At 41.8% G+C, this 19,616-nt stretch carries 16 protein-coding genes; 8 read left to right on the plus strand and 8 right to left on the minus strand.

Going from position 1 to position 19,616, the window contains the following annotated elements:
• Nucleotides 1-602: 602 nt before the first annotated feature.
• The 6 genes from BUB77_RS20585 (at nucleotide 603) to rhaM (ending at nucleotide 6,720) form a co-directional block, all read left to right on the plus strand.
• Nucleotides 603-1,511 carry an AraC family transcriptional regulator gene (locus BUB77_RS20585; protein ID WP_073278750.1) on the plus strand — a complete coding sequence of 303 codons (909 nt, stop codon included), beginning with the start codon at nucleotides 603-605 and terminating at the stop codon, nucleotides 1,509-1,511.
• A gap of 25 nt (nucleotides 1,512-1,536) precedes the next feature.
• Complete coding sequence (locus BUB77_RS20590; RefSeq protein ID WP_073278752.1) at nucleotides 1,537-2,028, plus strand: pyridoxamine 5'-phosphate oxidase family protein; 492 nt, start codon at nucleotides 1,537-1,539, stop codon at nucleotides 2,026-2,028.
• Nucleotides 2,029-2,328: 300 nt separating this feature from the next.
• The gene (locus BUB77_RS20595) at nucleotides 2,329-2,958 is read left to right on the plus strand and encodes a CatA-like O-acetyltransferase (RefSeq protein ID WP_073278754.1); all 630 of its coding nucleotides are present in this window, start codon (nucleotides 2,329-2,331) and stop codon (nucleotides 2,956-2,958) included.
• Nucleotides 2,959-3,179: 221 nt separating this feature from the next.
• Entirely contained in the window at nucleotides 3,180-5,264 is a 2,085-nt protein-coding gene (locus BUB77_RS20600) for a beta-galactosidase (protein ID WP_073278761.1), read from the plus strand.
• Nucleotides 5,261-6,208 (plus strand): glycoside hydrolase family protein, encoded by a 948-nt coding sequence (locus BUB77_RS20605; protein WP_073278762.1) that lies wholly within the window; start codon nucleotides 5,261-5,263, stop codon nucleotides 6,206-6,208. Before BUB77_RS20600 ends, BUB77_RS20605 begins: the two co-directional genes overlap by 4 nt.
• Before the next feature lie 200 nt (nucleotides 6,209-6,408).
• The gene (gene rhaM / locus BUB77_RS20610; RefSeq protein ID WP_073278763.1) at nucleotides 6,409-6,720 is read left to right on the plus strand and encodes an L-rhamnose mutarotase; all 312 of its coding nucleotides are present in this window, start codon (nucleotides 6,409-6,411) and stop codon (nucleotides 6,718-6,720) included.
• 147 nt (nucleotides 6,721-6,867) lie between these two features.
• Here rhaM and BUB77_RS20615 read toward each other — a convergent pair whose 3' ends face one another.
• Nucleotides 6,868-7,890: an ABC transporter permease gene (locus tag BUB77_RS20615; protein ID WP_073278764.1), complete on the minus strand. Its 1,023-nt coding sequence runs from the start codon at nucleotides 7,888-7,890 to the stop codon at nucleotides 6,868-6,870.
• On the minus strand, nucleotides 7,887-8,615 hold the full coding sequence (locus BUB77_RS20620; protein ID WP_073278765.1) for an ABC transporter ATP-binding protein: 729 nt from the start codon (nucleotides 8,613-8,615) through the stop codon (nucleotides 7,887-7,889). The genes BUB77_RS20615 and BUB77_RS20620 overlap by 4 nt, the downstream gene beginning before the upstream one ends.
• Before the next feature lie 120 nt (nucleotides 8,616-8,735).
• Between BUB77_RS20620 and BUB77_RS20625 the strand changes: the two genes are divergently transcribed.
• Nucleotides 8,736-9,329: a TetR/AcrR family transcriptional regulator gene (locus BUB77_RS20625; protein ID WP_073278766.1), complete on the plus strand. Its 594-nt coding sequence runs from the start codon at nucleotides 8,736-8,738 to the stop codon at nucleotides 9,327-9,329.
• 7 nt (nucleotides 9,330-9,336) lie between these two features.
• On the opposite strand, the gene BUB77_RS20630 is transcribed toward BUB77_RS20625, so the two are convergent.
• The 6 genes from BUB77_RS20630 to BUB77_RS20655 all read right to left on the minus strand — a co-directional run bounded on the left by BUB77_RS20630 (nucleotide 9,337) and on the right by BUB77_RS20655 (nucleotide 16,901).
• Nucleotides 9,337-11,694, minus strand: a complete 2,358-nt coding sequence (locus tag BUB77_RS20630) for an FtsX-like permease family protein (RefSeq protein WP_073278767.1) — start codon at nucleotides 11,692-11,694, stop codon at nucleotides 9,337-9,339.
• An 8-nt stretch (nucleotides 11,695-11,702) separates the two neighbouring features.
• Complete coding sequence (locus tag BUB77_RS20635; RefSeq protein WP_073278768.1) at nucleotides 11,703-12,464, minus strand: ABC transporter ATP-binding protein; 762 nt, start codon at nucleotides 12,462-12,464, stop codon at nucleotides 11,703-11,705.
• A gap of 70 nt (nucleotides 12,465-12,534) precedes the next feature.
• Nucleotides 12,535-13,698 (minus strand): HAMP domain-containing sensor histidine kinase, encoded by a 1,164-nt coding sequence (locus BUB77_RS20640; protein WP_073278770.1) that lies wholly within the window; start codon nucleotides 13,696-13,698, stop codon nucleotides 12,535-12,537.
• 13 nt (nucleotides 13,699-13,711) lie between these two features.
• Nucleotides 13,712-14,398, minus strand: a complete 687-nt coding sequence (locus tag BUB77_RS20645; RefSeq protein ID WP_073278772.1) for a response regulator transcription factor — start codon at nucleotides 14,396-14,398, stop codon at nucleotides 13,712-13,714.
• Nucleotides 14,399-14,563: 165 nt separating this feature from the next.
• A complete protein-coding gene (locus BUB77_RS20650) occupies nucleotides 14,564-15,391 on the minus strand; it encodes a polysaccharide deacetylase family protein (RefSeq protein WP_073278773.1) in 828 nt (275 codons plus the stop codon).
• 202 nt (nucleotides 15,392-15,593) lie between these two features.
• Nucleotides 15,594-16,901: a YcxB family protein gene (locus tag BUB77_RS20655; RefSeq protein ID WP_073278775.1), complete on the minus strand. Its 1,308-nt coding sequence runs from the start codon at nucleotides 16,899-16,901 to the stop codon at nucleotides 15,594-15,596.
• A 593-nt stretch (nucleotides 16,902-17,494) separates the two neighbouring features.
• Here BUB77_RS20655 and BUB77_RS20660 point away from each other — a divergent pair.
• Nucleotides 17,495-19,489: a methyl-accepting chemotaxis protein gene (locus tag BUB77_RS20660; RefSeq protein WP_073278776.1), complete on the plus strand. Its 1,995-nt coding sequence runs from the start codon at nucleotides 17,495-17,497 to the stop codon at nucleotides 19,487-19,489.
• Nucleotides 19,490-19,616 lie beyond the last annotated feature (127 nt).

Raw genomic sequence — 19,616 nt, forward strand, 5'->3', positions numbered from 1 at the left:
CATAAGATAACAACAAGGTTCCCCACCTTGCTGACATAAACTTTTTCATAAATCGGCCAGCAGGCTAGCCTGCTGGCCACTCCTCTATTTTATTATAATTTCTCCTCAATCGAATTTTCTTCATCCCTTCATGCTCCCTTTTCCTGCTTACGGTAATTTTCAGCAAAAATCATTTTCTCCGCACCCGGTGTCCGCATCGTCATTGACCGCAATTAATACATACCTTTCTAGGAAAATAGGATTTCCGTTAGAAACCGACTTCAGATAGCCGCGGCCGAAACGGCGAGAGTAGAAATATTTTCGTATTTAATAATTTCTTCCATAGAAAAATCCTTTCCGGGACTTCGGGCCAAGTTCGAGGTGTTGACAAAGTCCATCAAATATTTTCCAATTGGATATTGTCTATTAATTTTTCATTATTTCAAAAAGTCATAAATCTTGATATAATATTTGCAATAGACAATTATTGCTATAACTTGTATAGAAGTTCGGTATGAACAGGTGCACATTATTTTATACTTATACATTAGATAAAAAAGAGCAGACACGGTTAAGCATTTGTTTTTCATCCATGGTATATTGTTTTAGAGAGAGGAATCTATATGCACGCATGGGAAGCCATACAAAAAACTCTGAACCACATCGAAGAACATCTTGGTGAAGATATCCAAATAGAAGAACTGGCAGAAATTGCCGTACTTTCACTGTTTTATTATCAGAGATTATTCACACGATTGGTAAAAACATCGGTTCGAGATTATATTAAACTACGCCGATTGGCAAAGTCTCTCACGATGCTGCGTGATAAAGAAAACCGCATTATCGACATTGCAATGGAATACGGTTTTGGCAGTCACGTAACCTTTACGCGAGCTTTTGAAGAAACCTATGGGATTACCCCTTCGCAGTACCGGGATAAACCGATTGGCTTACAGAATTTTGACAAACCCGATTTATTGCTTGGTTATATTGTGATTGATGAAGGTGTACCACTGATTAGTGATGGATTGGTTTTGGAAATGAACCGTAAATTTCTTGAAGAACCAATTAACTTTCTTGGTGTTACAGGATATTATCCATTCAAATATGGTAAAATGGTCGGCGAAAGAACCGGTGTTGACACGGTTGGTGAGATTTGGGACAGGTTTTATAGGATTCTTCCGAATATCTCGCATATCTCAGAGGGGCGCTGGGTTGGTGTTTCTTATCACGGCGATGCACCGGACGGTTATTCGAGTTATTTTGTTGGTGCAGAAGTGAAAAAAGGCGGGGAAAACCCCGGATTTGCAGATTGGCAACTGCCCATACGAGAATATGTCGTCTGTGGCTTTGAATCAGAAAATCACGAACAGATGATAATTGATTTGGGTAAGGCAATGAAATACACTCGGTTTTGGCTTAAAAAGCACAATCTAATTGCCGATGGCTTCTTCCCTGAGATGTACTATAAAAGTACGTCCGACATCTCTTATGTAGAATTGTGGATTCCTTTTAAGAAACGAGAAAAATAAATAATGTATGCTGGAGGAAAAACAAATGAGCAATTACGAAGAAGGATTAAAATTAATCGAAGAAAAGTTCGGAAACGGCAAAGACAATGTTATTTCCCTCGCGACGATTGCGCGGGAGCCGGGCGCTAACGGAATGCCCCGCCCGGTTGTCCGTAGTGTAGACGCCTATTATGAAGAGGGCATATTTTATGTTGTAACACATGGAAAATCAAACAAAATGCAGCAAATCTCACAAAATTCGGAAGTTTCCATCGCGGGTTGTTTAGAGATGTTCACCGCTAATGGAGTAGGTGAAAACCTCGGTTGGGTGCTTGCTCCAAATAATGCCGAAATAAGGTCCAAACTCCGTACAGCTTTTGCCGAATGGTACGATATGGCAAATAATGAAAAGGATGAAAACTGTTGCATTTTAGCAATCCGTCTCACGAAAGGAACATTAAACATTAATCATTGGGAAAAACTATACCATATGGATTTTGTGAATAAGACTGATATGGAAAATGGGGGCATTTTTTAATCAGTAAAACCTTTCAAACTATCCGCCATTAATGCGGCCCTATGAGATTTAATCTATGCAACGCATTATCTATATAATATTAATCTACTAACAAAGAAGCAGGACATACGCCTTGCTTCTTTGTTTTGTATAAATAATCACCGATATTCATTAGTTTTTAGCAGGTGGACTTTGTCAACAGCCTTCAAGTTGGTCCGAAGTGCATTTAGATTGTAAAGCAAGGAAAATATTGTATAATGTAATTATGAAATATAGTGCAGGTTACTTGATATAGCTGGTCAAGAAAGGGCGATAAATTTTATGGAAAATAAATATAGGGTAATTGATGAAACCAAATGGAAAAGGGCTTTGCACTGTCAAATATTTAGAAATAGTATAGAACCTGCCTATTGTGTTACCTTCGAATTGGATATAACCAATTTCTTGGAAAAAATTAAAGCAGCGAAATTATCTTTTACCTTTTCTCTTATCTTCATTACCACAAAATGTGCAAATGATATTGAAGAATTCAGGTACCGCTTTCTTGACGGTCAGATTGTACTTTATGATAAAATAAACACAGCTTTTACCTATCTGGACAAGAATACAGAACTCTTTAAAGTTGTTAATGTTGAGCTACAAGATACATTGGAAAGTTATGTTTCTGCGGCAACTCAAAAGGCTGCAGCTCAAAAAGAGTATTTTACCGGACCGTTGGGTAATGACATATTTCAGTTTTCGCCCATGCCGTGGGTATCGTATACGCATATTTCACACACCAACTCCGGCAAAAAAGATAATGCCACGCCTTTATTTGACTGGGGAAAATATTTTGACAGGGACGTCAGGAAGATACTTCCATTTTCCGTTCAGGTACATCATTCCTTTGTAGATGGAGTACATATCGGAAAATTGGTAGATTCCTTACAAAACCATTTGGACAAGTTCTAAGCTATAAACGGCAGTCCGGCCTTTTCCTGAATTTCGAAGAAAGCACATCATTTTTACTGCCATCCTTTTCAATTTAAGTTGAAAATGAAAAATAATCTATGATAATTGATTGGAAATGACATTTACTTGGTATTAATATGGTCTTAAACTATAGAGGACATGTCAATCCAGCCTTGAGCGTGCAAGTATGACAGGGCAAAATCAGCAGAAACGAGGTAAATATGGGGAAAAAGCAAAACTATAATTGGGATAAGTTATCTCTCGGAGTGTGCTATTATCCGGAACACTGGGATGAAAAGCTGTGGCGGGAGGATTTAAAAAGGATGCAGTCCGCTGGTATCGGAACCATCAGGATTGCAGAATTTGCGTGGAGCAAGTTTGAACCAACAGAAGGTAATTTTACCTTTGATTTTTTTGACAGCTTTTTAAAAGCAGCGGAGGAAACGGAAATGAAGGTTATATTCGGCACTCCCACCGCTACACCGCCAATCTGGCTGACAGAAAAATATCCGGAGGTATTAAACCGTACGAAGGATGAAATATTGCTCCGTCATGGTGCAAGAAGACACTATAATTACAATTCACCAAAGTACCAGGAGCTATGCTCCCGAATTGTGGAGCAGCTGGCCATACATTATGGCATGCACCCTAATATAATTGGCTGGCAGGTTGATAATGAGCTGAACTGTGAAATGAACGAATTTTATTCGGAAAGTGACACCCTGTCCTTCCGCAGGTTTCTGCAGGTAAAATATCACACTTTGGAAAAGCTGAATAAGGCATGGGGGACTACCTTCTGGAATCAGACCTATACAGCCTGGGAGGAGATCTATGTTCCCCGGCATACCATCAGTGATTCTACAAATCCCCATGAAGTATTGGATTATTATAGATTTATCTCTGACAGCGCAATCAATTTCTGCAAAATACAGAGCAGTATTCTGCGCAGGTACATCCGCCCCGATGCATTTATAACGACAAACGGCATGTTCGGAAATTTGGATAACCACAGGCTGGAAAAGGATTGCCTGGATGTGTATACCTATGATTCCTACCCAAACTTTGCTTTTGGAATGGGAGCTGACCCCAAGAACAGTATTGACTTAAATGACCGGAAATGGAGCAATAATCTGTCAGAGGTACGCTCCATCTGTCCGCATTTCGGGATTATGGAGCAGCAGAGCGGGGCCAACGGATGGAATACCGGCATGGAAGCACCGGCTCCGAAACCAGGGCAGATGACACTTTGGGCAATGCAAAGTATTTCCCATGGGGCTGATTATGTCAGCTTTTTCCGATGGAGGACCTGTACCATGGGTACGGAGATATACTGGCATGGTATCCTTGATTACGATAACCGGGACAACCGTAAACTGGAGGAAATAAAGGGTATCAGTGAATGGACGGAAAAGCTTGCAAAGGTAACAGGAGCAGAATACTGTGCCAATATTGGTGTTCTGAGGGATTACAATAATATCTTTGATTCCCAGCTGGATAAATGGCATCAGCGTCTGGATAAAAACAGCGGCATGGAGATTTTTGCGGCCTGCCAATTGACCCATACTCCAATGGATTATCTCTATCTTCAGGAGGATACTCTGGCAGAGGAGCTGCTGAAATATCCGGTACTGTTTTACCCCCATGCTTTCATTTTAACAGACAGGAACGTACAGCTGTTAGAGGAGTATGTAAGGCAGGGAGGCTGTCTGATACTGAATTGCAGGACCGGCTTGAAGGATGAAACGGGACAATGCCCGATGACAGTAATGCCGGGGAAGGTATCGGATTTAGCCGGTATGACAGTTGAGGAACATACCTTTGTAGGGCCAAATGATGAGGACGTGTATATGGAGTTTTTAGGGAAACGTCAGGAGGCACCTATATTTAATGACATTCTTGAGGTCAATGCAGAGAATAGCAGGGTACTTGGCACCTACCTTGGGAATTATTACAAGGGCCGGCCGGCTGTCGTGGAGCATCCCTTTGGAAAAGGAAAGGTAATTTATTATGGAGCGGCCTTTTCAAGAGAAAATGTGAAGGCTTTATTAGAATATACCGGAGTCATTTCCCCTTATGGAAACATAATCGATTTGCCGGAGGAATGTGAATTATCTGTACGCACAAAAGGTGAAAAAGCATTTTTATTCGTATTGAATTATTCAAAAAACCCTGTAAATATAGTCCTTAAGCAGCCCATGCTTGATCTAAAGGGAGGGGCGGAGGCAAAGGGTGAGATGAGCCTGGCAGCCTATGAGGTCAGGGTATTTGAGTGTTTAAAATCCAGCATCCAGGAGGCCGGCCTGTGAGAGAAAATACAAAAACAGTAGAGGCACCCCTGTTTCGGGATCCTATATACGACGGGGCATCTGACCCCACAGTTATATGGAACCGGGCGGAGCATTGCTATTATATGTTTTATACACAAAGAAGGGCAACCTCCGTACAGATTGGAGTTTCCTCCATCCATGGCTCCAAAATAGGCATTGCTTCCTCCGTGGATGGGACGAAATGGTTATACCGAGGGACTCTTTCCAATCTGGATTTTGAGCCCGGACATAATACCTTCTGGGCGCCTGAAGTAATCTATGCCAGAGACTGCTATCATATGTATGTATCCTATATAACCGGAATACCAACCGATTGGGAATATGAGCGTAAAATACTGCACTACACCTCAGAAAATCTGTGGAACTGGAATTATGAAGGTGAGATAAAGCTTTCCTCCAACCGTGTCATAGATGCCTGTGTTTATGAAATCGCACCTGGATTATATAAGATGTGGTATAAGGATGAAAATAATAACTCTGCCTCTTACTCGGCACTCAGCACCAATTTATATGACTGGGAAGCAGCAGGGTGTGAAGTTTCAGACTGCCCTCATGAGGGGCCCAATGTTTTTGAGCTGGGCGGGAAGAAGTGGATGATAACCGACTTTTGGAGTGGCTTAGGCGTATATTCCTCTGATGATTTTACTGAATGGACAAGATGCGGCACCCTTCTGGATACCCCGGGAAACAGAGCCTGTGACCATGCACTGGGACATCATGGGGATGTTTTGGTAGCAGGAGAGGAAGCATATATTTTTTATTTCTGCCATCCTTATGAAAATGAGATAAATGAGATAAGAGGAGAGGCACCGGATTCCAGGCAGATGCTCACGGCAATCCAGGCCGCCAGGCTTACGACGGACGGAGAAAGGCTCTACTGTGACCGAAATGAGCTTTTTGAATGGAAGCTGACATCCAGTTAGCAGAACAGGCAGAATTGAAAGAGCTGTTAGCCGTTTCTGCAAGTGACAATGAAAGTATGCTCTTCGTCAGAGCATGAAAGAAGTAATCAAAGCATATCCTGAACAGATAGTATTGGAATAATTATAAACGTTGGCTGATGCAGGATATCAAATCAAAGACTGGATATCCACGAAAGAAGCAACGAAAGGAGGAGAATTAGATGATAAAAGGATTTAAAATGAAATTATATCCGGGACAGGAAGCGGAATATGAAAGACGGCATAATGAAATCTGGCCGGAAATGGTAGAAACAATACATGCTTATGGCGGCAAAAATTATACGATATTTCTGGACAGGGAAACCGGAACTCTATTCGGAACGCTTGAAATCGAGAACGAGGATTTATGGAATGAAAGTGCAAATACGGAAGTAGTCCGTAAATGGTGGGATTACATGGCGGATATCATGGAAACCAATGAAGATAACAGCCCCGTGACCACGGATTTAGATATGGTTTTTCATTTGGATTAAAAAACTGCCGCCAACAGTCTGAAACAAGAGCTGTTGGCGGCAGTTTTTTTGCTGGAGTTAATATAAAAAGCGTTGAGCCTATTCTTTCATAAAATATTCTACGGAAATGGCTTACACTTAAGCGGTAGATATTTGCCAGAGCCTTTATTATAACCGTCTGTATTTCTTCAATACTATCGTATTAAAGGTACTCAGCAGAAGGATATATAGTATAAGAGCAAGCAGGAACAGCCAGATTCCGCTTAATCCGCTTCCGTATATCATTACTTTTTTAATAGCAGAGCAGCCATAATATATAGGCATGATATAGCTTAGGACACCAAGATGGTAAGGCAGTGTATCCAGTGGTATCAGCCCCGAAAAGAATATCTGGGGAATAATGATAATGGGAATAAACTGTACTACCTGGAATTCGGAATTGGCAAATATGGAGATAAATTCACCGGAGGCCACTGCCGCTATGGCAAGAAGCAGCATGATGGAAATTACCCAAAGGGTATTACCTTCACTGTTCAGGCCAAGGACATAAAGGCTGAACAGGACCAGTATTACCGTTTGCAGGATGGCAAATAATCCGTATCCCATGGTATAACCATAAATTATGCTTTTTCTCTTAATTGGTGTCATGAGCATCCGCTCCAGGGTTCCGCTGTTGCGCTCCCTTACCAGTGCCATGCCGGATATAATAAAAATAAAGAAAAAGGAAATCACGCCCAGGAATATATAGCCCATGGTCTGGAAGGTGGATGCATTTTCTGCGCCGTAAATATAACGGGTATCCATTTTCATAGCAGGGTTAAGGGTCTCCAGAGCCGAACGGATGGCTAGCATTGCTTCTCCGCTCTTGCTGGAAGCTTCGTACATTGTGATGCTTGAACCGGACTTTGACATGGTAAACAGGGCATCCACCTCTTTGTTTTCTTTCAGATAGCTATCCGGGTCGGAGTCGGCGTCTGTTACATTGATAATATCAGCATCCTGCTCCTTTAAGGCAGTTACCAGAGCTTTCGGCAGCTTATCTTCATTGACAGCAATAGTCGGTTTATAGGCAGAATCTCCAAGCAGCAGGTAAATAAGGGTGAAAATCAATAAAGGGGCAAATATCATCAGCATCAAGGTACGCTTATCCCCCAGGATTTGGCGTATCACTCGTTTGGCAAGGCTTATCATAATGCTTCACCGCCTTTCTTTTCTGCCGCCATAAAGAACAATTCCTCTATTTTATGGGACTCAGTCAGGGATAAAAGATTTGCGACTGCGTCATACTGTATAAGCTCTCCCTGATAGATAAGTGCGGCCTTATCACATTCTGTCACCTCGTCCATGACATGGGTGGACACAATGATTGTTTTCCCCTGTTCCTTTAACTTCTTAAGCTGTATCCAGACAGCCTTTCGCAGCACTGGGTCAATGCCTACCGTAGGTTCGTCCAACAGAAGCACTTTCGGCTCATGGAGCAGCGCGGCAGCCAGGGATAATCTTTTCTTCATCCCTCCGGAATATTCCCTGACCGGTTTATTGGAATCCCCCTTCAGGTCGACAAGCTGTAACACCTCTTCAATGCGTCCGGCATATTCCTTTTTTCCCATACCATAAAGCTCGGCAAAGAAGGAAAGGTTATCCTTGCCGGATAAATCGTCATAAATTGCATCATTCTGAGGCATAAAACCGATTTTCTTTAAGAGCTTCAGACTGGGTATTAAGGTTTCTCCATAGCGGATTTCTCCTTCATCCGCCGGTATGGCCCCGATAAGCAGGCGGATTAAAGTGGTCTTTCCCGCTCCGCTGGGACCTAGCAGGCAGATAATCTCTCCTGATGAAATGGAGATAGATATATTTTTGATGATAGGTTTATTGTGAAAGCTTTTACAAATATTTGTGCCTGTAATGTCCATAAGCGCCTCTTTTCAAAAGTATTTGATTTTTCTTTCTGGGCAAATTATAATACACCTGTATATTAATTGGCAATAGTCATTTTAATTGAATCTGTTCATTATTTACAGGAGGTGATTATTTTGGGTAACCATACGGATTTAAGAGTAGTACGGACCAGGCAGATGATTAAGAATGCCTTTTTAGAACTGATGGAAGAGGTTGGTTTTGCAAAGATAACCGTAGAGGGAATTACGAAGAAGGCATTTATCAGCAGAAATACCTTTTACCTGCATTATACCGATAAATTTGATTTGCTCAATAGTATCGAAGATGAAACCTTACTCGGAGTAAAGGATATTGTAAAGGAAATGCCCTTTGAAATTATGAGAACAAAAGGGCTTGCCGACAGCAAGCCAATTTCAATTCTTATTGCGGTGTACCAGTATATCAGTGACAATTCCCGCTTTTTTTCACTTATGATAAAGGAAGGCGGAGACCCCAGGTTTCTTCATAAAATGACTGAGATGATGAAGGATTTAATGAATCAAAATAATATGGAGACACATCTCAGGACCCCTCAGCGCTATATGGTCGCCATTATTGCCGGTATCCAGACAAGTATCATAGGCGAATGGCTGAGGGGCGGTATGAAGGAAACACCGGAGGAGCTGGCAAATTTAATTGCTGCCCTATTTGAAAGTGCCCCGAAAAATCTGCTGAAGTCCTCGGAGTAACAGCAGGTTATTCTGTTATAAGTTCTCTTATCTCCACATTTTTTACCTTTTTTGAAGTGAAGTAGGAGAAGAGAAAGAAGCAGGAACAGATTAATGCAATTGGTACCAGAAGGGTGAAAGCACTGTATTCCGTTATGAAATTCGTGATACCCACAGTACGCAGAAGCAGACTCAGCATCCGGTTATTAAGCAGTATACATAGTAAGACACCGGCGGCACTTCCCAGGGCGGAAACAAGGAGAAACCGAAGGGAGAATTGCAGACGCAGCCTTCTGGTGGTAAAGCCTAAAGCCTTGTAAATTCCGATATCCTTCTTTTCCTTCAGGAAGACCTTACCGCAGACCATATTTACAACAACAAGGATAACCAGGATGGATACGGTATAAATCGTAATTGCAATCATATTTAAAGCAAGCTGTATCATATTATCGATTCCTTTATCCTCCTCGGATGCCCTGGCTTTTAAAAGAGCAGGGAATTTTTCATTCAGCATGGAGACCACATCCGCTGTTTTTTCTTTCTTTACAAGCTTAACAAAGCCGTCACTTGGCTGCTCGTCTGTTAGCTGCTGCTCTGCGGCAAGGCTCATGGAGAAGCATTTTCCCACATCCCGCATGGATTGGTACAGCCCGGATATCAGGTATTCTCCCTTTTTTCCGTGGTAGGATAAGGTTACGGTAACACCGATGTTCTTTCCGATTTCATCGGACAGTATTTTCGTAATAATAATCTCATTCTGATAAAGGGGAGCTCTTCCCTTTAGAATACTCTTAAACTGCTCCGGGTCATTGTATATTACACAGTTATATTCGTTGCCGTCTATGGCAATGTACTTGTAATCCGCATAAAGTAATTCCTTAATGGGGGAAAGCTTTTCAATTTCCGTTTCGATTTCCTTTGTTTTATCCATCTGAAAGGAATTGTTTAAGGATAAATTTATATCAGTAACGATACCTCCCAGGCTCTCCTGTACGGTTTCCGGCAGCATGCAGTTGGCAAGTATGGTCATGGATATCATAAAATAAGCAAGGATGGAAACGATGGCAATGGTACCGGCATATTGCCTTTTATTAGAGGTAAACTGCCTGAGAGCAATTCGTAAAGTCAATGCCCGCTTTCCAAGCGGATACCTTAACCTGCTGTCAAAGTAGATGCTGGCCAGGCCGCCGGATATCGCCCTTACCGGTGATATCCTTCCGATCCGTATGGTTTTTACCAGAAGGAACAGGACCTCAATTAAAAGTATTCCGGCTATTAAAAGCAGGCATTTGAAAAGGGAAAGCTCTGCAGTTGCAAGGATGCCGGTAATGGGTTGAAAGATTCTTCCAAGAAGCCTGACAAAGGGGATGGAAACGAATATGCCGGCTGCCGCACCAAGGCCCTCTGCTAACAGGTATTGGAGCAGGAACAAAAGCCGCAGCTTTTTGCTGGTGAAGCCCTGGGACTTTAAAACGCCCAGATTGACGTAATCCATTTCGATACTGGTACTGATACTGTGTCCCATCACAATTAATACAATAAAGAACAGAAGCAGGATGAAAACATAGAGAATTCCCCCTCCTATGTTATTGAAAATAAGAGTATACCCAATAGCCTCCTCTTTTGAAAGAGTGGTACCATAATCGGAGATACCGGTGCTTTTACTTAATTGCCTCTTGAATTCTCCGAGGGATAAAGAACTGCCATCCTTCCGGTAAATGTGCAGCATATGGTCCTTTGTGAGCCTGGGCTCCGTATCGGATACCGTATCTGCATTCCCGGCAAGCATCTTATTATAATCAGTTCCTGAGAGGAAGACCTGCTTCATTCCAATAAAATAACCGCCCAGGAAAGGCTCTTCAATAAACCCCTTAATGCGAAATTCCATATCCCCATGATTTGTTTTTAATGTAACGGTACTGCCGGTCTTACAGTCGTATAATTGCTGAAAACTGGAGGGAACATATATTTCTCCCTGCCCGAGAGCTTCTATTTTGGTAACAAATTCGCTTCCCTTTCCATTGAACAGGAAAAATTGCCGCTCCTTTTCCTGAAAGGGTATACAGATTATATGGTTTGTTACCTCCTTTCCGTTTATTGCTGAATCTACGGAAGTAAGAGCTTCCACATCCCGTACCCGCCCTACATCAGGGTCATTTTTAATTTTATCAAGGAGTTCCTTGGTGGTATATTTATCTTCAATCATAAGCATAAGGTCACCGGCATCAACTTCCTTTTGGGCATCTCTTAAATTTCTGCCGAAGTTATCATTGGCGCTAATAACGGCCGTAAGGCTTGCTGTCACAATAAGCATCAGAACTGCAACGCTGATTAAGGCTCCTTTTTTGTACCGGATATTTGCCTTTAACAATGTTAAGATTTCCATAGGCCGCCTCACCATTCCATGGAGGAAAGCCAGACATCCACCTGTGTTTCACGGGCTTTCTCTTCTTCGGGCTCATAGGGGGGAAGAGTAAGCTCGCCAATAATCCTGCCATCCTCCAGATACAATAATCGGGTGGCTCTAAGGGCTGCCCTTATATCATGAGTCACCATAAGAATGCTTTGGCCCTCTCTGTTAAGGCCGGTCAGCAGATTCAGAACCTCAACGGTATTTTTGCGGTTAAGAGCACCGGTAGGTTCATCGGCAAATAAAAGGCAGGGTTTATTTATAACGGCCCTTGCAATGGCAGCTCTTTGCTGTTCTCCTCCTGAGACCTGGGAGGGCAGCCGCTTTGACATGCCGGAAAGGCCCATTTCTTCCAGGAGTCCATTGGCTCTTTTATCAACTTCTGAGGCAGTGAGGGATTTATTCAGATAGCCGGTCACAGCGACGTTTTCGAATAAGCTTAAGTTACCAACCAGATGCATCTGCTGGAATACGAACCCGAAATCCCCCCGTCGTAATTTGGCAAGCTTATCTTCCTTAAAGTCTGTTATGGTGTTTCCCTGATAAATTACCTTTCCTGCCGTAGCAGAGTCCATACCGCTCATTGTGTACAAAAGGGTCGATTTACCGGAGCCGGAAGCTCCCATTACTATAGTAAAGTCTCCCCGGTAGATATCCAGGTCAATATGGTTTAATATGTGGTTTTGTCCGCCGTTGTGGGCATAGCTTTTGCACAGGCCCCTGGCAGACAGAATACTATCCTTCATACCTTCAAGTCCTTTCTTTTCGTTATGAAAGCATTTTATCAGAGGAGTTATTAAGAAATCCTTAAAGGATTTAAGAGAGAAGAGGCAGGCTTACCACCACTTCCAATCCGTCCCGGTGGTTGATTAGCCTTGCTTCTCCTTTCATCTGCTCTGCAATATAACGGACAATATAAAGGCCAAGTCCTGAACCCTGTTCCTTTCCGCAATTTTTTCCCCGGTAGAACTTCTCAAAAAGGAAGGGAATATCTTCACCGGCAACGCCGCTTCCGTAATCCCGGAAGCTGACAGATACGTTGTGAGCCTCTTTTTTCAAAGTGACTTCAATTTTTGTTTTTGCATATTTCCTGGCGTTATTGATCAGGTTCTCTGTCAGTTGGAGGAATCTGTTTTTGTCAATGTTCACATACACCTCAAAGGATGGCATAGGAAAGAACACGTCTCCCTGCCCTGCATTTATTTCATCCAGGACAGCGGAAAGATAGCTGCCCAGCTCTGCCTTCTCCGTAACGACCTTAAGCTTGACCAGATCTGAGATGGAATGAAGAAATAAATCGTTGGTAAGCTTTGTGACCTCATCGCATTTTTTCATAATTACACTTAAGTACCGGACACGTTTTTCGGCTGTAGTATCCATGTTGGCTTCAAGTCCCTCCGCATAGGCCCGGATGGAGGCAATAGGAGTCTTGATATCATGGGAGAGAGTTGCAATAACGGTTTTATTGTTATCGATTGCTTCCTGCTCACAGACCCTGGCTCTGGTAATTTCCCTGCGCATTTGGTCAAAGGCCCAGGTAAAGGCACCAAAATAATTGGAACGCTCATAATCAAGAGAAACATCAAAGTTACCGCTGGAAATATTCTCGGCATAGCCCTTTAATTTATCAAAGGGGCGAAGAATGGAAAAGTAAATATAAAGGAATATCAGTAACAGGTACAGGATGGCACCTGCTCCGATAATTAGAATTGTTTGATAAAGGCTGTTTTTATCAGGGGAGGTTTCCAGGCGGAGTTCCCTGTCCAGGGCAGCGATTTTTTCCTGAAGCAGCTTCTGGGAAGAGGTATCCTTATTTGAGACGGCCATTTGAGACAACTGTGAGATTTCATTCAATGCAACAATATTCTCTGCTTTTTTATCCACGCCGTATTCTTTTTTCATCGTATATGCAAGCAGCAGAGAAATTACGAGTATAACACCTGCAAAGCAGGCGGTGACAGCCAATAATCTTCCTTTCATGCTATCTTTCCTTTCAACGTGTTTGGAGCATATAGCCGTATCCCCAGACGGTTTTGATAAACTGAGGGTTTTTCGGGTCATCCTCCAGCTTTTCTCTGAGCCATCTGATATGTACTGTTAAGGTCGAGGGTTCTACCTCCGTAAAAGCGCCCCATACCTCTGACAGCAGCCGTTCCTTGGACAGGGAGGTGTTCTTATTTTCTAGTAGAAAAGCAAGGAGGTCAAATTCCTTAAGGGAAAGGGATATGATTTCCTCCTTTTTCTTAACCTGCCTGGCAGCAGTATGGACCTTAACAGTTCCGAACTGCAAGACTTTTTCTTCTTCTTTATAGTCATAGGTACGCCGGATAAGGGCATTTACCCGGACTAAAAGCTCTTTTAAGGAATAGGGCTTTGGGAGATAGTCATCCCCTCCCATGTCAAAACCGGTAATCCGGTCACTTTCATTGGTCCTGGCACTGGCAAAGAGAACCGGAACCTTTGACACTTTCCGAAGCTCTCTTAATATCTCGAAGCCTGACATTCCAGGCAGATTGATATCCATAAGAATGATATGATAGGTGTGGTCTGTAAGCAGGGAAAAGGCGGTATCACTATCCTCCGCACAGGTAACGCTGTATCCGTAGTCCTCCAGCATATCACTGATAATATAGGACAAATCGGTGTCATCATCAATAACAAGTATTTGTTTTTTCTGCATCCTTCTCCATCCTTCATGTGATTTTTATGAAACCTATTTTATCAGATATCAGAATGGAAGTCGACAAGGTATAAAAGTGTCATGGTATGCAGAGGCAGTAAACCATGACACTTTTATGAAGAAAGAATATAAGCAGAAAGGGCACAGAGGCTGTGGTGTCAGATGTTATGGTTTAGATACTGTGGTATCAGATTTAGTAGTATCAGCTGCTGCGGGTATGTCCGTAACAAGTCCGAACTGGTACCCGGCATCCTCCAGCTGGGACAGCATGGTATCCAGATTACCGGCTACCGCGGGAGATACACCATGAAGCAATACAATGGCTCCTTTATGGCGCTGTACTTTAAATAGCTGCAGGGTGGCTTCCCTGGTAGGCTGATTGGAGAGGTTCCAGTCATTTGGCAGGGCAATGCTCCAAAAGAAGGTCTTATATCCCAGCTTCTGGAGGGCTGCCAGGGATTTCTCACTGTAACTGCCGGAAGGAGGCCGTACAATTTTAGTCATCTTTTCTCCCATGACCTTTTCATAAGCCTGTTCCACACCGTTTAGTTCACTTTTCAATTTACTGTCCGACAGCTTATAGAAGGAAATATGGTTAACAGTATGATTTCCTACAACATGCCCTTCCTTAATCATCCGCTTAAGGCCTTTTGGGTTCTGGTCGATAAATGCCTTACAGACAAAGAAAGAGGCTTTAATATCATGCTTCTTCAGCACATCAAGAATATCAGCAGTATATCCGTTTTCATATCCAAGATCAAAGGTCAGGTATATTATCTTCTTTTTGGTATTGCCAACATAGTAAGCATCGTATTTCTTCAGCAAATCCTTGACTTCATCAGAAACAGCGGGGGTTTTACGGTTTTGGCTTTTCGTATAATACCAGTCCCTGGCTGTCGTACTGAGATTACCTGCATAGATTTTACCAGGAAAAGCAGTAAACAGCAGAATAATGGCTAGTAACAGTGATAGTAATTTATTGGCTGTTGTCATAGGATAACCTCGATTAATAAAAATTTCTTTCTCTTAAATAATGTTCCTTTTATTATACCACAATATGGCAGGTATGGTTTGAAAAATGCAATGAATTTTTGGCTTCAATATCTGGTATCTGTTCATAGGAGTGAGTGTCTTTCAGAACAGCTTCCTGCATGGAATCAGTAATAAAAAAGGGAGCCTCAAGACTCCCTTCCGGTTAATTTGCTTTTATAGCAGTATCCATAAATTTTATAAAGTCCTCTGAACCCTTGTCAAAGCCGTCCTTTTTCAGATAGAAGGCTTTATCCGGTCCGAGATAAATATAGATCAGGTCCTTATATTGCTTCATTTCAGTAATCTGCAGATAGGGGAAAGCAGAGATATACTGTATGCCGGATATGGTGAAATAGTCCTCATAAAAGGTATATACAGCCTCCATTCCCTTGCTTTTATCATAGGATTTCACTGTACGTTCAACTACTTTCTCAACACTGACGCCCTGATAATATACAAAGATAAAAATAAGGATGATTGCTATTATACAGCCTAAAAATCCGACTTTTGACTGGGATAACAGTACCAGAACGACCAGGGAGAGCACCGCCATGATAGCCCAGGTAACGATTCTCTTTAAAAACCGGTTGTAGTAGCAAAAATCTTTAATAATCTGTTCTGTATATTTGGTACGGTTGGTAAAAAGAATTTCTTCTTTCATGTTTTGTTCTTCTCTTTCCTTTTTAGCAGCATAGAATTTGGAAAGAGCCGCTCCCTTTACATCCTTTAGCAGCTTTTGCTTTTTATTCTTCCTTTTCCGGTATATGATCCATATGACAATCAGAACGATAAATACGGCAAATTCCACCAAGGCACGGATAATACTATTTTTAACTTCTTTTTCTACTTCCGCTTTATCAAGAAATTTTGTGAAATGAGTGCCGTCAACCAGCGTTTTCATAAAAGTCTCGTCAATGGGAGCGGATTTCGTACTCTGGTAGATATCAAATGAAAAGGTATATCCGTTTACGATTGTTCCATAGACTAACTCCGTCATATTGCTGTTATCTTTATTCACTTCAAGGCTATAACGGAAAAAAACAGCTTCCTTTTGCGGATATTCTTCAATTGCTGTCTTTGTATTTTCATCTTTTGTAGCCAAAAGGCTGTTAAAAAAATCCGTCTTTTCTTTCTCCGAAAGCAAAGACAGGTTAAATATTTTGCTTGTCTGGCTTGACTGTTTCTGGAGGAACCTGATTAAAGATTTTGTTTTAGGATCATAGAAAACTGCCTTTACCCCCATTTTACTCATGTTATCTTTTTCGCTTTTAATGTCTGCAATACCTGCACTTACCCAGCCCTTGTCCGTATCAGGGGTATTCTTTGTCAGCACAATGGTGTCATCAGGAAGAGTTAACTCTATATTGACATCAGAGAAATCCTGTACTTTTGCCTGGACTTGTGAGGATGGAATGACAGCCAGGGTAAAAACAATTGCTATCAGAAGAGCACTAACAATCTTATTTTTCATGAAATTTATCTCCTTGTGAAGAAATCTGTATCAATATCTTACCACGATTCCATGTAAAGTTCTATGGTTTTTACTAATATGCGGATAAACTTCTTAAGATATGTATAAGCCTTCTGCCCGCTGCAAAAAAAACCTGACATAACAGACTGCCAGGATATTTGGAACTGATAAAGGAACCGAAATAAAAAATAAATGAATGTCCCATAAAAAGGGGGAAAGCCACAGGTTTGCTGCTTGAGGGGAAGGACAGTAAACTGTGGCTTAATGAAAAAGCATTATCTATATGAACAAGGGAGAGGGATTCCCTTGACTTCTGTATATATCATAAAGGATAAATGTGTCTTAAATTTGGATAAACTATTAAGAATAAGTGAAAAATACTTAAGAGATTAGAAAAATTATTAATAATATCAAAAAATAGGTAACCAATTATGTTTAAAAATTCCATCCCAATGTTCAGTTGAAAAGGATAAAAAAGCAGGATTTATACGGAAATTAAGCAGGATTAACATGGTATTTCATGTAATGAACTGTTAAAATGTAGAAAAGCAATGCTTTTTGTAGAAAAGACGTTTTGAGGAGGGGATAACTACATGAAAACTATTAAGACAAAGCTATTGGTAAACTATCTAGCCATCCTGATACTGGTGGCAGGAAGCCTGGCACTGATATCGATCCAGACTGCCAGAGCGAATTTACGCGGACAGGTTAAGCAGGGGATAAGTACTTTGGTAGATGATGATGCCAAACTTGTTGAGAGCAGGATGGAGAATGAGAAGCTTATAGTAGAAGATATTGCCAGCCAGACCTATGTACAAAGCATGTCATTCCTTTTACAAAAGCCTGTATTGCTGGAATACCTGAAAAAAACAGACTTTCTTGAACTGGGAATAGTAAGTAAGAGCGGAATCGCACAATATACGGATGACTCCCAGGCAGATCTTTCGGACAGAGAATATATCAAAGAAGCATTGAAAGGAAAAACAGTAGTTTCCGATGTAATAATCAGTAAGGTTACCAAGGAACCGGTTATTATGATAGCCGCACCCGTATACAGGGATAATGTTCTGGAAGGGCTTGTATTGGCAAGAAGTGATGCTAACAGGCTCAGTAATATGATCAGTGACATGGGATACGGGAAGAATGGGTATGGATATATTATAAACGGGGAAGGAACGACAATAGCACACCGGGATAAAAAACTCGTTTCCAATATGTTTAACCCTATCAAACAGGTAGAAAGCGATAAAAGCCTGACTTCCGTCGCAAACCTGTTTCAGAGGATATTAAAGGAAAAGCAGGGCTCCTATGAATATACATATAAAGGGCAGCAATTATATTCCAGCTATGCTCCGATACCTAATACAAGCTGGTATTATGTAGTGACAGCGGATAAGAATGAAGCATTGTCCAGGGTTAACGGTCTTATTGCAGTAATAGCGGTGGTTTTTATCGTAGCATTAAGTATCGGTATAGTTATTACCATTATGGTGGGCAACAGTATTGCAGCGCCTATTACAAAAATAGTCAGGCAGTCAGAAAAGATTGCAAAGCTTGAGATTTCCGCCAGTACTGATATGAATGAGAAGTTTTTTAAGAGAAAAGATGAAATTGGTATGCTTGCAGCAGCGCTTCAAAATATAACGGAAAGCTTTCGCGGAATTGTAACGGAATTAAAAGGAGCTTCCGGTCAGTTGACTGACACGGCAGGCAGAATGGCTGCTATGTCAGAAGAATCGGCAGCGTCCTCCCAGGAGATGTCAACTACAATAGAAGAGCTTGCGAAAGCAGCTACCAATCATGCAGAGCATACCCAGGAGGGAAGTGTGAAGACCCAGGAGCTGGGTGATGCAATTGAGAAGAACCAGAGCAGCTTTAAGACCTTGGACAAAGCAACCAAGAAGGTAATCACTTTATTGGAAGAGGGTAATGAGACAGTGCGGGTCCTTCGGATTAAGACTACGGAAAATAATGCTGCTGCCGAAGAAATCAAAGAAGTGATAGAAAAAACCAACCATAGTGCCGAGCTTATCGGACAGGCCAGTGAAGTCATAACTCAAATTGCAGAACAGACTAATCTTCTTGCACTGAATGCGGCAATTGAGGCAGCGAGGGCTGGAGAAGCCGGAAAAGGTTTTGCAGTAGTAGCGGAGGAAATCCGAAAGCTGGCAGAGCAGTCTTCCGCTTCCACCAATGAAATTGATAGGATAGTTGAGGAACTGCAAAGAAATACCAAAGGTGCCGTACTGACAATCGAAAAGATGGGAGCTGCCATAAAGGACCAGACACAAAGCGTGGATAACAACGAAAAGAGCTTTGAAGGAATAGCAAAAGCGATTTTAAAGGCAAATGATGCGGTCGAAGAGCTGAATAAGAGCGGCGCTGAAATGGAGCAGGTCAAGTTGGGAATTATCGAAACCATGGAAAGCCTCTCAGCAATTGCCGAGGAAGATTCCGCATCCACCGAAGAGCTGTCCGCAGCCATGGAAGAACAGACAGCATCTCTGGAGGAAATAGCAGATTCCAGTAAGACAATGGATGAACTTGCTGTAAAATTAGAGTCAGTAGTTGGAAAATTCAAATTATAAAATATGGGAAAGTATTTAAAAAATTCATGGGGATTTTTCAAGGTTTCACCCCGTGTATTTTGTCTAAAAGGATTGACCTTTGTAGGGTAATCGGGTAAAATCAAAAATAAATGAAACCATGCAAAGG

Source organism: Anaerocolumna jejuensis DSM 15929 (assembly GCF_900142215.1).
In the GTDB taxonomy this organism is placed as follows: Bacteria; Bacillota; Clostridia; order Lachnospirales; family Lachnospiraceae; genus Anaerocolumna; species Anaerocolumna jejuensis.

Bases quoted from the DNA above. Each gene is read 5' to 3' on its own strand.
- BUB77_RS20585 (WP_073278750.1), top strand. From the start codon at position 603: ATGCACGCATGGGAAGCCATACAAAAAACTCTGAACCACATCGAAGAA.
- BUB77_RS20590 (WP_073278752.1), top strand. From the start codon at position 1,537: ATGAGCAATTACGAAGAAGGATTAAAATTAATCGAAGAAAAGTTCGGA.
- BUB77_RS20595 (WP_073278754.1), top strand. From the start codon at position 2,329: ATGGAAAATAAATATAGGGTAATTGATGAAACCAAATGGAAAAGGGCT.
- BUB77_RS20600 (WP_073278761.1), top strand. From the start codon at position 3,180: ATGGGGAAAAAGCAAAACTATAATTGGGATAAGTTATCTCTCGGAGTG.
- rhaM (WP_073278763.1), top strand. From the start codon at position 6,409: ATGATAAAAGGATTTAAAATGAAATTATATCCGGGACAGGAAGCGGAA.
- BUB77_RS20615 (WP_073278764.1), bottom strand. From the start codon at position 7,890: ATGATAAGCCTTGCCAAACGAGTGATACGCCAAATCCTGGGGGATAAG.
- BUB77_RS20620 (WP_073278765.1), bottom strand. From the start codon at position 8,615: ATGGACATTACAGGCACAAATATTTGTAAAAGCTTTCACAATAAACCT.
- BUB77_RS20630 (WP_073278767.1), bottom strand. From the start codon at position 11,694: ATGGAAATCTTAACATTGTTAAAGGCAAATATCCGGTACAAAAAAGGA.
- BUB77_RS20635 (WP_073278768.1), bottom strand. From the start codon at position 12,464: ATGAAGGATAGTATTCTGTCTGCCAGGGGCCTGTGCAAAAGCTATGCC.
- BUB77_RS20640 (WP_073278770.1), bottom strand. From the start codon at position 13,698: ATGAAAGGAAGATTATTGGCTGTCACCGCCTGCTTTGCAGGTGTTATA.
- BUB77_RS20645 (WP_073278772.1), bottom strand. From the start codon at position 14,398: ATGCAGAAAAAACAAATACTTGTTATTGATGATGACACCGATTTGTCC.
- BUB77_RS20650 (WP_073278773.1), bottom strand. From the start codon at position 15,391: ATGACAACAGCCAATAAATTACTATCACTGTTACTAGCCATTATTCTG.
- BUB77_RS20655 (WP_073278775.1), bottom strand. From the start codon at position 16,901: ATGAAAAATAAGATTGTTAGTGCTCTTCTGATAGCAATTGTTTTTACC.
- BUB77_RS20660 (WP_073278776.1), top strand. From the start codon at position 17,495: ATGAAAACTATTAAGACAAAGCTATTGGTAAACTATCTAGCCATCCTG.